The following is a 14,826-nucleotide window of genomic DNA, read 5'->3' on the forward strand; positions in this document are numbered from 1 at the left end:
CAGGGGCCTCAGGAGAAAAAAATGACACAACGCACAACCGGTAAATGGCTTATTGCGGCTGGCATCGCCTCCGCACTGGCGACAACGCCTGCATTCGCGGCAAAAGATGTCGTCGTGGCAGTGGGATCGAACTTTACTACCCTTGATCCGTATGATGCCAATGACACCTTGTCACAGGCGGTGGCCAAGTCATTTTATCAGGGACTGTTTGGTCTTGATAAGGACATGAAGCTGCAAAATGTGCTGGCAGAAAGCTACAGCATTTCCGACGATAATCTTGTGTACACGGTTAAATTACGTCAGGGCATAACGTTCCAGGACGGCACCGCGTTTGATGCGTTGGCAGTAAAAGCCAACCTTGATCGTGCCAGTAATCCGGAAAATCATCTCAAGCGTTTTAACCTGTATAAAAATATTGATAAAACGGACGTGGTGGACTCGTCTACGGTAAAAATCACCCTCAAACAGCCGTTCTCCGCTTTTATTAACGTCCTGGCGCACCCGGCAACGGCGATGATTTCACCAGCGGCGCTGCAAAAATACGGTAAAGAGATTGGTTTCCATCCGGTGGGCACCGGCCCGTATCAGCTGGAAACCTGGAATCAGACCGATTTTGTGAAGGTGAAAAAATATCCTGACTACTGGCAAAAAGGGTTGCCGAAGCTCGATACCATCACCTGGCGTCCGGTGGTCGATAATAATACCCGCGCGGCGATGTTACAGACCGGTGAAGCGCAGTTTGCATTCCCTATCCCTTATGAGCAGGCCCCGCTGCTGGCGAAAAACAGCAAGCTGGAGCTGGTTGCCAGCCCGTCGATTATGCAGCGTTATATCAGTATGAACGTCACGCAAAAACCGTTTGATAATCCGAAAGTGCGTGAAGCCATCAACTATGCCATTAACCGCCAGGCGCTGGTCAAGGTAGCCTTTGCCGGTTACGCGACGCCCGCAACCGGTGTCGTACCGCCGTCTATCGCCAATGCCCAAAGCTATCAGCCGTGGGCCTACGACCCGGCCAAAGCCCGTCAGCTGCTGAAAGAGGCAGGCTATCCGAACGGTTTTAGCACCACGCTCTGGTCGTCGCATAATCACAGTACGGCACAGAAGGTGCTGCAATTTACGCAACAGCAACTGGCGCAGGTTGGGATCAAAGTCCAGGTTACGGCGATGGATGCCGGACAGCGTGCGGCAGAAGTGGAAGGTAAAGGGCAGAAGGAAAGCGGCGTGCGGATGTTCTATACCGGCTGGTCGGCCTCTACCGGAGAAGCTGACTGGGCGCTATCGCCGCTGTTTGCCACCCAGAACTGGCCGCCTGCGCTGTTTAATACCGCGTTTTACAGTAATCAACAGGTTGATAAGGATCTCACCGATGCGCTGAAAACCACGGCAGCGGAAGAGAAAACCCGCCTGTACAAAGATGCCCAGGACACGATCTGGAAAGAGTCACCGTGGGTGCCGCTGGTGGTTGAAAAACTGGTTTCTGCCCATAGTAAAACGCTGAGCGGATTTTACATTATGCCGGATACCGGTTTTAGTTTTGAAAACGCCGACCTGAAGCCGTGAGGACAGGCGCTTTTGCCCCCAGGGACTGGGGGCTGATATCGGCCAGTATGAAGGTGGCGTTAACCCATGCTTAATTATTTCCTCAAACGCCTGTTAGGGCTGATCCCGACGCTGCTGATTGTTGCAGTGCTGGTGTTTTTATTTGTGCATCTGCTGCCCGGCGATCCGGCGCGGCTGATCGCCGGACCGGAAGCGGATGCCCAGGTCATTGATATGGTACGCCAGCAGCTGGGGCTTGATCGGCCGCTGCATGTACAGTTCTGGCATTATATGACCAGCGTGGTACAGGGCGATTTCGGCCAATCCATGGTTTCCCGCCGCCCGGTTTCAGAGGAGATTGCCAGTCGCTTTATGCCCACGCTGTGGCTGACGTTAGCCAGCATGGCATGGGCCGTATTGTTTGGTCTGGCTGCCGGGATCGTGGCCGCTGTATGGCGCAATCGCTGGCCGGATCGTCTGGGCATGACGCTGGCGGTCACCGGTATTTCCTTTCCGGCATTCGCGCTGGGAATGCTGTTGATGCAGGTCTTTTCCGTCGAGCTTGGCTGGTTGCCTACGGTAGGTGCGGACAGCTGGCAACATTACATTCTGCCTTCAGTCACGCTTGGTGCAGCGGTCGCTGCGGTAATGGCTCGCTTTACCCGCGCGTCGTTTGTGGACGTGCTTAATGAAGATTACATGCGTACGGCTCGGGCGAAAGGGGTCAGTGAAACCTGGGTGGTGCTCAAGCACGGCCTGCGTAATGCAATGATCCCGGTGGTGACGATGATGGGCCTGCAATTTGGTTTCCTGCTCGGCGGCTCTATCGTGGTGGAAAAAGTGTTCAACTGGCCGGGACTGGGCCGATTGCTGATTGATTCTGTGGAAATGCGTGACTATCCGGTGATCCAGGCGGAAGTGCTGTTATTTTCTCTGGAATTTATTCTCATTAATTTAATGGTGGATCTGCTGTATGCCGCAATCAACCCTGCTATCAGGTATAAATAAGTGCGACTGTTAAACTGGCGGCGTCAGGCTATTCTTGACGCTATGCCCGGCGTCAGGCCCGACAGAATACGGACGCCGTGGCATGAATTCTGGCGTCGATTCCGGCGGCAGCCTGTGGCGCTCGTCGCCGCTGTCTTTGTTCTGCTGCTGATTGTTGTGGCGATTATTGCGCCGTGGATTGCACCCTTCGACGCCGAAAATTACTTTGATTACGACCGGCTGAATGCCGGGCCTTCCGCTCTGCACTGGTTTGGTGTCGATGCGCTGGGCCGCGATATTTTTAGTCGCGTACTGGTCGGGGCGCAGATTTCACTAACGGCAGGCGTTTTTGCCGTATTAATAGGCGCGCTGATTGGCACCGTGCTGGGACTGCTCGCCGGCTATTATGAAGGCTGGTGGGATCGCATCATCATGCGTATCTGTGACGTGCTGTTTGCTTTCCCCGGTATTCTGCTGGCAATTGCGGTGGTGGCAGTGATGGGCAGCGGCATGGCAAATGTGATCATCGCGGTGGCGATTTTCTCGGTTCCGGCTTTCGCCCGACTGGTGCGGGGTAATACCCTGGTACTTAAACATCAGACGTTTATCGAATCCGCTCGCAGCATCGGGGCCAGCGATATGACGATTTTGTTCAGCCATATATTGCCGGGCACGGTATCGTCGATTGTGGTCTATTTTACCATGCGTATTGGTACATCCATTATCTCTGCCGCCAGCCTGTCGTTCCTCGGCCTGGGCGCGCAGCCGCCGACGCCAGAGTGGGGCGCCATGCTTAACGAGGCTCGCGCTGATATGGTCATGGCACCGCACGTGGCGCTGTTCCCGGCCCTGGCCATTTTTCTGACGGTGCTGGCGTTTAATCTTTTAGGCGATGGATTACGAGACGCGCTCGATCCGAAACTTAAAGGGTAATAAAAAGGGGGCAATGACGATATTGCCCCCTTTTTCAGGCGTACAGTGAGTACTAAAACTACGCCTGGAGAATGGCAGAGATGTGTGCCAGGAGTGCTGCTCTGGCCTGCTCCGTTAATGCCAGCGCGCCGTTGCGCTCCACAATCATTCCCTGCCCGATACGCGCCACCAGCCAGTCCTCAATAAATCCGGGTGCATAGCCACCGGTGCTGAACTGCCCGCCAAAAGCAATCATGCTCTCATATGCCTTCAGATACTCTGCCTGCGTCACCTGCGGATGCGCATTTGAATACAGCCAGAACTGGATATCGTACAGTAAGTAAGACCGTGTATCGGCGTGAAGCGCCAGGAAGCCTTTTTCTTCAATAATCTGCCGGGCAATTTCACGAATGACCTGTTCTATATTTAGCGCGTCGTCCACCTGGTGGCACAACGTTGTCAGGATGTCAGAAAACGCGCCGTGCTTCGCCATCTCCAGATCGGCCAGTTTATCTTCGGCTGAAGTGTCATAAACCTCGTCGTTCACCAGCCCGCAAATAAAACCTTCGAAGTCATCGGCCAGAGGCGTAATTCGGTAATCATCTTCCTGATCGATATGGACGACGGCAGGCTCACCTTCGGGACCGCACGCGCGGTAGTCGGGAAAAACCATATCGTGACCGGCTGAAGGACAGTTGCAAATAGCAATGCCGATATCCGGATATCCCCACTCTTCTATCCAGAAGCGGCTGCCGAAATCGCCGCCCAGTGAGTATGCTTTCTCACGTCCAATGCCCATGATGCCGGCAATCGCAATATGATCGTCTGCCCAACTTGTTGCTTCTGCGGTGGGGAAGTTGAGGTTGCGGGGAATACCGCCATTTTGCTGCTGCATCAGCCAGCGATAGGAGGCCGGTAAGCGATAGCCCAGCATCTGTTCCAGCTCGTGGATAAGCGTTTCGTCAGGGGATGCGCTGATATATTGTTTGCGTGCGTAATCGCTGTCTTCCCAGAATTGGGTCAGATCGACATTATGGAAAGGATTAACGGTCATAAAGCATTTCCTTTTACTGAGAGCAAGAAAATACTTTAGCATTGAATGGGGTAGGGAAAGTGCGCCGTCCGCAGACGGCGCGCTAAATTATACCCGGCTTCCCCACAGGTCATACTCGTCGGCGTTATCAACTTTAACACGCACCACGTCACCCGGTTTTACCGCCGTTTCACCGTTCAGGTAAACCGCACCGTCTATTTCCGGAGCATCGGCCATGCTGCGGCCTATTGCGCCTTCTTCATCTACTTCATCAATAATGACCAGAATTTCACGGCCCACTTTCTCCTGCAGACGGCTGGCGGAAATCTGTTGCTGCAGCTGCATAAAGCGGTTCCAGCGTTCTTCTTTTACCTCTTCCGGCACCTGATCCGGCAGCTCGTTGGCTCCCGCACCTTCAACCGGGCTGTATTTAAAGCAGCCAACGCGATCCAGGCGTGCCTCTTGCAGGAAATCCAGCAGCATCTGGAAATCGTCTTCCGTTTCGCCAGGGAATCCGACAATAAAAGTTGAGCGCAGCGTCAGTTCCGGGCAAATCTCACGCCACTGTTTAATGCGCGCCAGCTGGCGGTCAACGGAGCCAGGACGCTTCATCAGCTTAAGAATACGCGGGCTGGCATGTTGCAGCGGGATGTCGAGGTAGGGCAGAATTTTGCCTTCCGCCATCAGCGGGATCACGTCATCCACGTGCGGGTAAGGATAGACATAGTGCAGACGCGTCCAGATCCCAAGCTTTGACAGCTGCTCGCACAGGCTAACCATGCTGGTTTTAACCGGTTCGCCGTTATGGAATCCGGTCCGGTGTTTAACATCTACGCCGTAAGCTGACGTGTCCTGAGAAATAACCAGGATCTCTTTAACCCCGGCATCCACCAGACGTTTTGCCTCGCTCAGCACCTCGCCTACCGGACGGCTGACTAAATCACCGCGCATGGACGGAATAATGCAAAACGTACAGCGATGGTTACAGCCTTCAGAAATCTTCAGGTAGGCGTAATGGCGCGGCGTCAGCTTCACGCCCTGTTCCGGGACCAGGCTCAGGAACGGATTGTGCTTTGGCTTTGGCACATAGGTGTGTACGTGTTCCAGCACCTGCTCGTAGCTATGCGGCCCGGTAATTTCGAGGACTTTAGGATGCACTTCACGAATTTGATCGACTTTGGCACCGAGGCAGCCGGTCACAATCACCTTGCCATTTTCATTCAGCGCTTCGCCGATCGCTTCCAGCGATTCCTGAACGGCGCTGTCAATAAAACCACAGGTATTGACGATAACCATGTCGGCATCATCATAACGTGGAACGACATCATAACCTTCGGTGCGCAGCTCGGTCAGGATGCGTTCTGAATCGACGAGGTTTTTTGGGCAGCCCAGGGAGACAAAGCCAATACGCGGTTGTTGCATGCTAGTACGCTCACAAAATAAACAGTAAAAAAACCGGGCGATTTTACACGCCTTTGTCCGCAGTCTCTACTGGAAGTTTTTCAGTCCCGGGCCTTAAAAAAGAATTTGATAGCATCATTTATTGACAATGCGCATATTTCTGTACGAAAAATGGTCAGATACTGTCTGGTGCCCGTCGCTGACAGAGGAGAGAAAAGCATGTCATTTGACAGACTTCATCACAACCTGCTGAATAAGCTTATTGATGCCCGCATTGATATTGATGCTTATCTGCAACTTCGGAGGGCCAAAGGCTACATGACCGTGCGCGAAAGTAAGCTGTTACGCGATGGTCTGTTTACGCTTTGTGCCGAACTGCGGCAATGTGCGCCGCAACTCAAAACAAACTGTACGTTACCGGAACGTGAGGCCCTGCGTCATGCGGGGGAAGCCATTGCGAGGGCCGCGTTATGCCTGATGAGCGGTCATCATGATTGCCCTCAGTATGTGGCGGTTGATACCCACAAGCTGGCAAGTTGTCTTGCTACCTTAACCCACGCTATTCACTGCCTGCGCAGCGCAGCCTCTCTGGAACAGGCTTGATCGTTGGGGGAGGCAGCTCCCCCTGTTAGTTAAGTTTTTGTAAACCCTGCCGCATCGCCGGGTGGGCTGGCTAAGCTTATGGAATAACGCCCATAAGGAGCCTGCCATGCGACGACTTGCTACCCTCTCCATTGTCAGTTCACTGTTATTTATTTCTCCGCTGAATGCACAATCGTTGAACGTAGAAGTTCTGCAAAATAAGCTCGACCACCCGTGGTCAATGGCCTTTTTGCCGGATAATAGCGGTATGTTGATCACCCAAAAAGGTGGGCAGCTTCTGCACTGGCAGCAGGGCAAAGGGCTCTCCGATCCCATTACCGGGGTACCCCGCGTATGGGCTAACGGACAGGGCGGATTGCTGGATGTGGTGCTGGCACCTGATTTTGCTAAGTCCCGCCGCGTCTGGCTAAGCTATGCGGAAGCCGGAGACGACGGTAAGGCGGGAACGGTGGTTGGCTACGGCCGTCTGAATAATGAGTTGACCCGGCTTGAGAATTTCCAGGTCGTTTTCCGCCAGATGCCAAAACTCTCGACCGGTAATCACTTTGGTGGACGACTGGTGTTTGACGGCAAAGGTTATCTTTATATCGGACTGGGCGAAAACAACCAGCGCCCCACGGCCCAGGATCTCGACAAGCTACAGGGTAAAGTGGTTCGCCTGACCGATCAGGGAAAAATTCCGGATGATAATCCTTTTGTTCATCAGGCGGGGGCCAGAGCAGAAATCTGGTCATACGGCATCCGTAACCCGCAGGGAATGGCGATGAATCCATGGAGTAATACGCTGTGGCTTAATGAGCACGGCCCGCGTGGCGGCGATGAGATCAATATTCCTGAAAAAGGCAAAAATTACGGCTGGCCGCTGGCGACATGGGGCATTAACTACAGCGGGTTAGCTATTCCGGAGGCGAAAGGTGAAATCGTGGAAGGGACTGAACAGCCGGTCTATTTCTGGAAAAAATCACCCGCGATAAGCGGAATGGCGTTCTATAACGCAGAGACTTTCCCGCAGTGGAAAAATAAAGTATTTATCGGTGCGCTTAAAGATCAGGATGTGATCGTTATGAGCGTCAACGGTAATAAAGTGACGGAGGACGGGCGTATTCTCGGGGATAAAAAGCAGCGTATCCGCGACGTACGTGTGGGACCGGATGGCTATCTGTACGTGCTGACTGATGAGTCAGAAGGTCAACTGCTTAAAGTCAGCCCCGCCGGTTAACGCCAGGGCTGGCAGACGGTCAGAAAGCATCAAGTCACCGGGATCATGACGACGTTACGCCAGGCAGGGCGTTCGCAGAGCTGCTGATACCAGCGCTGCAGATGGGGATAAGACGGCCACGCGTCGACACTATTAAACAGGTTGTAGACGAACGGACTGACGGCGATATCGCCGAGGCCAAACTGTTTACCTGAAAGCCACGGCTGGCTGGACAATGCGTCATCCAGCAGTGCGAAAAGCGTTTCGCAGTTTTTGATGCCCTGTTCAATGGCCTGACGATCGCGCTGTTCCGGCGGCGTTCTGACCAGTCCCATCAGGATCACCCGGTGTGCCGGGGAGAGGCTGCCGTTGGCCCAGTCCATCCATTTATCGCCCTGCGCACGCTCAGCGGGTGCATCCAGCCACAGGCGGCTCTGACCATACTGCGCTGCCAGATAGCGGACAATACTGTTGGACTCCCACAGCGTGAGATCCGTTTCGTCATCGCGCAGCAGCGGCACCAGTCCGGTAGGATTCATCGCCAGGTAGTCGGCATCGTGATTAATACCATATTCCAGTCCGGCCAGAATCTGTTGATACGGAAGCTCCAGCTCCTCCAGCGTCAGGCGCACTTTTTTAACATTTGTTGAGTTGTTTCTGCCCCATAGCGTAATCATTGATCTCTGCCTTCCAGTGAGTGTGAATAGAGTCTGTTATGGATGATGTTGAAATAAAGTAAACGTTCAGGCAATCAGGATCAAAAAAATTGCACTCGCTTCTGTCGTGCCAGACAATATTGCGTAAGCTTTAAAAATGTTGCCCACTCAGGGTATGCTTGAATAAGTTTGTAAGGTTACTCCTCGGCGGGTGTAACAGCATGTTATGTTTGTGTGATTTTAAAAGGACATTTGGGTGGCATTTATGACGCGTTCCGTTTTTACTCTTCGCGGCCTTTTGGCTGGATCGACTCTGTTACTTCTCGTTTCACCCGCGCTTCAGGCCGCAGAGCAGCTTCCTACAGCACCGGCTCTGGATGCGCGCGCGTGGATCCTGATGGATTACGCCAGCGGTAAAGTGCTCGCCGAGAGCCAGGCTGATGAGCAGCTTGATCCGGCCAGCCTGACCAAAATCATGACCAGTTATGTGACGGGGCAGGCGTTGAAAGCAGGCAAGATCAAGCTCACTGATATGGTGACGATTGGTAAAGATGCCTGGGCGACCGGCAATCCGGCGCTGCGTGGCTCATCGCTGATGTTCCTCAAACCTGGCGATCAGGTGTCGGTCGAAGATCTCAACAAGGGCGTTATCATCCAGTCCGGTAACGATGCCAGTATTGCTATTGCCGATCACGTGGCGGGCAGTCAGGATGCATTTATTGGCCTGATGAATAACTATGCTCAGAAGCTGGGACTAACCAATACCACATTCAGAACCGTGCACGGTCTGGATGCGCCTGGACAGTTCAGCACCGCGCGCGATATGGCCCTGCTAACCAAAGCCATGATCCATGATGTGCCGGAAGAGTATGCTATTCATAAAGAGAAAGAATACACCTTCAACAAGATCCGCCAGCCGAACCGTAACCGCCTGTTGTGGAGCACCAGCCTTAATGCCGACGGGGTAAAAACCGGGACGACGGCCGGTGCCGGTTATAACCTGGTCGCCTCGGCAACTCAGGGCGATATGCGTCTGATTTCAGTGGTGCTTGGCACCAAAACCGACCGCATCCGCTTTAATGAATCGGAAAAATTGCTGAGCTGGGGCTTTCGTTTTTATGAAACCGTCACGCCAATAAAGCCAGATGCCACCTTTATCAGTCAGAGAGTCTGGTTCGGTAATACCAGTGAAGTTAAGCTGGGCGCAGGTGAGGCCGGTTCGGTGACCATCCCGCGCGGCCAGCTCAAAAATCTTAAAGCCAGCTATAACCTGAACCAGCCGCAGCTGACGGCTCCGCTGGCAAAAGGACAGGTGGTAGGCACCATTGATTTCCAGCTGAATAACAAAACCATTGAGCAGCGCCCGCTGATCGTCATGGAGGCCGTGGAAGAGGGCGGGTTCTTCAGCCGGATGTGGGATTTCGTGATGATGAAATTCCACGGCTGGTTCGGCAGCTGGTTTTCGTAACTCAGTACAGTAAATCGATTGACTGCGCGTTTGCCAGCGCAGTCAGCGCTTCATCCGGTCGACTGTCGCTGACGATAGCATCAAAGCAGCTCAACTCTCCCATGCGCGCCGGACGCACTTTGCCAAACTTACTGTGATCCACTACCAGAACATGGTAGCGCGCATGGCGCATAGCCCACTGCTTAACCGGGAGTTCTTCGAGATTAAAGCAGGTCGCGCCGTGGACCGGATCGACGCCAGCCGCAGAATAAAATGCGATATCCGGGCTCAGGTGAGCCAGCGTATCCTGAAGGGTCAGCGGTTTAAAAATAGCATTGCTGGCGTGAAATTCACCGCCGCAGAGGATCACCCGACACAGCGGCTTTTCCTGGAGCGCAAGAAAGGTATTAAGCGAGTAACAGACGCCGGTAAACGGGATATCGTCGCTTATCGCCTCGATAATCCACGGCGTGGTAGTACCACAGTCAAAAAAGGCCATTTGATGTGTTTTAAGCAGGCTGGCGGCCAGACGGGCAGCTTTACGCTTTTCCTCCACCAGCCGCATTTTTTGATCGCTGAGCAGATAATGACTGGCCCCGCGGGGTTCGAGCACCACATAGCCGCCTAGCAGTACCACCGGTCCATCGTGACTGTTTAGATCGCGACGGACCGTCATCTCCGACACGCCGAGCAGGGCCGCTGCCTCTTTCAGGTGCAGCTTATCGCTGCGTTTCAGCGCATGGATCAGTTTACCAATCCGTTCGTCGCGTCGCATTTCCATACATCCCCGGCAGGTCTTGTTATAAGCCTGCAATAGTACCTGCCCGCAGGCCGCTAGTCACGCACCCAGCCTTTACGGATCGGCATTGAAAAGCAGAGGCGATATAATTGCTCAAGCGGCGGGTAAATCACCTGCCCGACAAGCGCCCAGAGGATCTGAGCGGCCAGACAGCCCGTCATTGCCGCCAGCAATCCGCCTAACATATCCAGCGGCCAATGTACGCCAAGGTAAATTCGCGACCAGGCAATCGCGCAGGCCATGACCAGCAGAACGGCACCGGACCACAGACGATGCCAGAACAGGAACGCCAGCGCGAAAGTGAAGGCAATGGTGCCGTGGTTGCTGGGAAACGCATTATTGGCTTTATGCTCAAGAAAGTTGTAGCCAACGCCTGCGGCAAAGGGGCGCTGGTGAGGGAACAGGGTGCCAATAAGCCAGGATATCGTCAGGCTCACGCCCATGGCGAGGGTGACTTTAATAACCAGTTGACGCTGAGCGCACACCTGTTTGCGCGGCCCCCATAGCCAGAGTGCGATGGCCATCAGCGGGACGATTTTAATCAGATCGTCGGCGATCATTCGCGCGAGGGGCAGACTCCACTGCGCTGAGTCCGGGGTGGCATTAATAAGGTAAAAAAGGGCATAGTTAATATTTTCCAGCATAGATTCCATACTCATGCATAAAGTGGGTTCCGATCCGGGGCTAACCTTAAAAGGACCGCACAAAACGGTAAAGCAGTTTTGTCTTAATAGTCAGTTCGTTAATGAATTGTTTAACCAGAAGGGTTCGTTATGTGACAACACGCACTTACCTTATCGCGCCAATATTAAGTCAACCTTAATGTGCCACTGGATATCATCGTTTATCGCACAAATTATTTAGCGTCAGCCCCGTTGTTCCCGGCTATAATTCGTCTCGCTTCATATGCATTTTGCCAACGTTACGTCACTTTTCGTCATTAAGAGATTTCATGCAAAACCGTTTATCTTCCGGCAAACGCCTGGGTCGTCAGGCCTTGTTGTTTCCGTTGTGCCTTGTCCTTTACGAATTCGCGACCTATATCGCCAACGATATGATCCAGCCTGGAATGCTGGCAGTTGTTGAAGAATATCGGGTCGGCATTGAGTGGGTGCCTACCTCAATGACTGCCTATCTGGCGGGGGGGATGTTTTTACAGTGGCTGCTGGGGCCGCTGTCCGACCGTATTGGCCGTCGCCCGGTGATGCTAACCGGCGTGGTGTGGTTTATTGTGACCTGCCTCGCGACGCTGCTGGCACAGACCATTGAACAGTTCACCGTACTGCGATTTTTACAGGGCATCAGCCTGTGCTTTATTGGCGCGGTCGGGTATGCCGCCATTCAGGAATCCTATGAAGAGGCGGTATGTATCAAGATCACCGCCCTGATGGCGAACGTGGCGCTGATTGCCCCGCTGCTTGGCCCGCTGGTCGGCGCAGCGTGGGTGCATTTTGCGCCCTGGGAGACCATGTTTGTACTGTTTGCCGTGCTTGCCGCGATCGCTTTTTTTGGCTTACAGCGCGCGATGCCGGAAACTGCCACCCGGCTGGGTGAAAGGCTCTCGTTAGCCGAGCTGGGGCGGGATTATAAACAGGTGCTTAAAAACGTGCGCTTTGTCGCCGGTGCGCTGGGTATAGGCTTTGTCAGTCTGCCGCTGCTGGCGTGGATTGCGCAGTCGCCGGTCATTATTATCAGCGGTGAACATGCTACCAGCTATGAATATGGTCTGCTGCAAATTCCCATTTTTGGCGCGTTGATCATGGGCAATCTGGTGCTGGCGCGGCTGACCTCGCGACGTACCGTCCGCTCGCTGATTATTGCCGGCAGCTGGCCGATTATTGGCGGACTGTTGCTGGCTGCGGCGGCAACGGTCGTTTCAGGTCATGCTTATCAGTGGATGACAATTGGCCTGAGCCTGTATGCTTTCGGTATCGGGCTGGCTAACGCGGGGCTGGTGCGACTCACCCTGTTTGCCAGCGACGTCAGCAAAGGCACGGTATCGGCAGCGATGGGAATGCTGCAAATGCTGATTTTTACAGTCGGTATTGAGTTGAGTAAACATGCGTATTTGCTGGGAGGCAACGGCCTGTTTAGCCTCTTTAACCTGGCGAGCGGCGTACTGTATATTGGCCTGGTCATTATTTTTTTGAAAAATAAGAGCGTCGGGAATTCGCAATAATTGGCCTTTGACCGGGTGACGTCGATGCCACCCGGTTAAGACCCGCGTTAATTAAACGGCGCGTCACCATTCAGCACATTATCAATAATTGCCAGTACACCTTCATCATTATTTAACGGCGCGTCGAATCGGGCGACGGCTTTTACGGCCGGGGATGCATTGGACATAGCAAAGCTGAATTTTGCCTGGCGCAGCATTTCAATGTCGTTGCCACTGTCGCCAAAGGCAACCACTTCGCTGTCATCGATACCCCAGCGCTCCTGGAGTATCCGCAAACCATTTGCTTTATGCACTCCGGGAATAATTAAATCGATACTGCCGTGGCCGGTCGTGACGGCAGTCATTCTGTCGCCGAGCGTCAGATGGAGTAATTCCTGCATCTCAGGTACCAGTGTGTCCGGAATATTTAGCCCGAACTTCAGGATGGTATCGTTGATATTATCGAAATTATCCACCTCCTCAAGGCGGTGATAATAGCGGGCGGCAAGCGCTTTAAAGGCGTCATCATACTGCCTGAGCGTATAGGCGCTGTTTTTACCGCAGGCAATAATTTCAATATTCGTCAGGGTATGCAGATGCTTAACCACGGCATCAAAGTGATCTTTAGAGAGGCTGCAGTTAAAAATGTCCTCCTGTGCATCCACCACCCAGCCGCCATTTTCGGCGACAAACGCAATTTCATCGGCAATCTCGGGGAAAAAAGAGATTAGCTGATAATACTGGTTGCCGCTGGCGACCACAAAACGGATCCCCTGCTGTTTCATACGCTGATACTGCGCCAGAAAACGCGGGCGGTTATAGATTTTTGCATCACTAAGAAAGGTGCCATCCATATCAACGGCGATAAGTTTAATGCTCATCATTGACTCTCCATAGCAAGGGAAGGTGCGGGTTTAGCCACCGCTTTAGCCACCAGGGCGGCAATCAGTACCAGACTGAGCACCACGATCATTGCGCTGCGCAGGCCATAATGTTCGCCGAGAAAACCGAGCAGCGGCGGCCCGACGAGGAACGCCAGATAGCCGGTAATAGCCACCACGCTGACCCGCGTCGACGCGTCCGGACCGGTGTCACTGGCGGCAGAGATGGTAAGCGGGAAGCCCAGCGATGCGCCCAGCCCCCACAGGATCACCGACACGCCTGCCACCCAGGCGCTGTCGACAAAGATGATCAGCGCAATACCCAGCGCGCCCATGATTGCACTGGCCCGCACCACGGCAACCCGGCTATAACGGTCAATGAAAAAGCCGCCGGTAAAGCGTCCCACCGTCATGCCCAGCGTAAATCCGGCATAAATCAGCGAGCCTGAAGTAGGGCTGAATCCATGACCGTCGACCATCAGAAGCGGCAGCCAGTCGTTGGCCGAGCCTTCGGCAAAGGCCATCGCGAGGACGATAACGCCAATCAACAACAGCTGAATGTCGCGATAAAACGGTAAGCCTTTCTCGCGCGAGACTGCGGTTTCCGCGCTGTTTTTACCGTTACCTTCGGGAATGGCTTTAATGGCAATGGCAACAGGCAGTATGGCGAATAGCGCAGCGATCAGAAGATGAAGGCTCGCCGTCACCTCAAAACGGGTCAGCATCATGCCGACGCCCGCACCTGCCAGCGTGCCGAAACTGTAAAAACCGTGCATCATCGGCAGCACGGTTTTATTGATTTCCCGCTCAACCGTTGCACCTTCAATATTTATGGCGACTTCCGCCGCACCAAAGCTGCCGCCAAAAATAGCCAGCCCAAACGCAAAGCAGAATGCCGATGAGAGCCACAGTGCACCGCTCATTACCAGCATTCCCAGTACCGCACTGAACATGGTGGCACGGATCACTTTTCGCGTACCAAAACGCTTCACCAGCCAGGCAGAGGATAAAACGCCGCTCATGGAGCCGATAGAAAGTCCGAACAGCACCGCCCCCATCTCGGCGGTCGACACCGATAAAATATCGCGGATTGCCGGCGTGCGCGTAGCCCAGGAAGCCATTAACAGGCCCGGAATAAAGAAGAATGTAAAAAGAGCCCAGGTGCGTAATTGCAGGGCTTTGCGAGGCGTCATAGCTATTTTTCCCTAT

The 14,826-nt window shown here is 53.7% G+C and carries 14 protein-coding genes; 7 read left to right on the plus strand and 7 right to left on the minus strand.

The features are described from left to right. Nucleotides 1-21 precede the first annotated feature (21 nt). The 3 genes from gsiB (at nucleotide 22) to gsiD (ending at nucleotide 3,462) form a co-directional block, all read left to right on the plus strand. A complete protein-coding gene (gene gsiB / locus AC791_RS09190) occupies nucleotides 22-1,563 on the plus strand; it encodes a glutathione ABC transporter substrate-binding protein GsiB (protein ID WP_049840155.1) in 1,542 nt (513 codons plus the stop codon). 66 nt (nucleotides 1,564-1,629) lie between these two features. Beyond that, nucleotides 1,630-2,550, plus strand: coding sequence for a glutathione ABC transporter permease GsiC (gene gsiC / locus AC791_RS09195; protein WP_049840156.1), 921 nt, complete (start codon nucleotides 1,630-1,632; stop codon nucleotides 2,548-2,550). Continuing rightward, nucleotides 2,551-3,462, plus strand: a complete 912-nt coding sequence (gene gsiD / locus AC791_RS09200; RefSeq protein ID WP_049840157.1) for a glutathione ABC transporter permease GsiD — start codon at nucleotides 2,551-2,553, stop codon at nucleotides 3,460-3,462. It abuts the gene before it with no gap. 58 nt (nucleotides 3,463-3,520) lie between these two features. Here the strand turns inward: gsiD and AC791_RS09205 are convergent, their stop codons facing one another. Both AC791_RS09205 and rimO read right to left on the minus strand, forming a co-directional pair. Then, nucleotides 3,521-4,495, minus strand: a complete 975-nt coding sequence (locus AC791_RS09205; RefSeq protein ID WP_049840158.1) for an SMI1/KNR4 family protein — start codon at nucleotides 4,493-4,495, stop codon at nucleotides 3,521-3,523. 87 nt (nucleotides 4,496-4,582) lie between these two features. Beyond that, a complete protein-coding gene (gene rimO / locus AC791_RS09210) occupies nucleotides 4,583-5,896 on the minus strand; it encodes a 30S ribosomal protein S12 methylthiotransferase RimO (protein WP_049840159.1) in 1,314 nt (437 codons plus the stop codon). Nucleotides 5,897-6,094: 198 nt separating this feature from the next. On the opposite strand from rimO, the gene AC791_RS09215 reads away from it, so the two are divergent. Continuing rightward, the gene (locus AC791_RS09215) at nucleotides 6,095-6,478 is read left to right on the plus strand and encodes a biofilm formation regulator BssR (protein ID WP_049840160.1); all 384 of its coding nucleotides are present in this window, start codon (nucleotides 6,095-6,097) and stop codon (nucleotides 6,476-6,478) included. A gap of 106 nt (nucleotides 6,479-6,584) precedes the next feature. After that, on the plus strand, nucleotides 6,585-7,697 hold the full coding sequence (locus AC791_RS09220) for a PQQ-dependent sugar dehydrogenase (protein WP_049840161.1): 1,113 nt from the start codon (nucleotides 6,585-6,587) through the stop codon (nucleotides 7,695-7,697). Between the two features lie 29 nt (nucleotides 7,698-7,726). Here the strand turns inward: AC791_RS09220 and AC791_RS09225 are convergent, their stop codons facing one another. Next, nucleotides 7,727-8,353, minus strand: a complete 627-nt coding sequence (locus AC791_RS09225) for a glutathione S-transferase family protein (RefSeq protein ID WP_049840162.1) — start codon at nucleotides 8,351-8,353, stop codon at nucleotides 7,727-7,729. 244 nt (nucleotides 8,354-8,597) lie between these two features. Between AC791_RS09225 and dacC the strand changes: the two genes are divergently transcribed. Next, a complete protein-coding gene (dacC, locus tag AC791_RS09230) occupies nucleotides 8,598-9,800 on the plus strand; it encodes a serine-type D-Ala-D-Ala carboxypeptidase (RefSeq protein WP_049841578.1) in 1,203 nt (400 codons plus the stop codon). 1 nt (nucleotide 9,801) lies between these two features. On the opposite strand, the gene deoR is transcribed toward dacC, so the two are convergent. Both deoR and ybjG read right to left on the minus strand, forming a co-directional pair. Beyond that, nucleotides 9,802-10,560 (minus strand): DNA-binding transcriptional repressor DeoR, encoded by a 759-nt coding sequence (gene deoR / locus AC791_RS09235; protein WP_049840163.1) that lies wholly within the window; start codon nucleotides 10,558-10,560, stop codon nucleotides 9,802-9,804. A 53-nt stretch (nucleotides 10,561-10,613) separates the two neighbouring features. Beyond that, nucleotides 10,614-11,222, minus strand: coding sequence for an undecaprenyl-diphosphate phosphatase (ybjG, locus tag AC791_RS09240; RefSeq protein WP_049840164.1), 609 nt, complete (start codon nucleotides 11,220-11,222; stop codon nucleotides 10,614-10,616). A 308-nt stretch (nucleotides 11,223-11,530) separates the two neighbouring features. Here ybjG and AC791_RS09245 point away from each other — a divergent pair, with 308 nt between their 5' ends. After that, nucleotides 11,531-12,757, plus strand: a complete 1,227-nt coding sequence (locus tag AC791_RS09245) for an MFS transporter (RefSeq protein WP_049840165.1) — start codon at nucleotides 11,531-11,533, stop codon at nucleotides 12,755-12,757. Between the two features lie 47 nt (nucleotides 12,758-12,804). On the opposite strand, the gene AC791_RS09250 is transcribed toward AC791_RS09245, so the two are convergent. Together AC791_RS09250 and AC791_RS09255 are read right to left on the minus strand one after the other, a co-directional pair. Continuing rightward, nucleotides 12,805-13,617 (minus strand): Cof-type HAD-IIB family hydrolase, encoded by an 813-nt coding sequence (locus AC791_RS09250; protein ID WP_049841579.1) that lies wholly within the window; start codon nucleotides 13,615-13,617, stop codon nucleotides 12,805-12,807. After that, the gene (locus AC791_RS09255; protein ID WP_049840166.1) at nucleotides 13,617-14,810 is read right to left on the minus strand and encodes an MFS transporter; all 1,194 of its coding nucleotides are present in this window, start codon (nucleotides 14,808-14,810) and stop codon (nucleotides 13,617-13,619) included. The genes AC791_RS09250 and AC791_RS09255 overlap by 1 nt, the downstream gene beginning before the upstream one ends. Nucleotides 14,811-14,826: the final 16 nt, after the last annotated feature.

The sequence above is a fragment of the Klebsiella sp. RIT-PI-d genome (assembly GCF_001187865.1).
Taxonomy (GTDB): domain Bacteria; phylum Pseudomonadota; class Gammaproteobacteria; order Enterobacterales; family Enterobacteriaceae; genus Superficieibacter.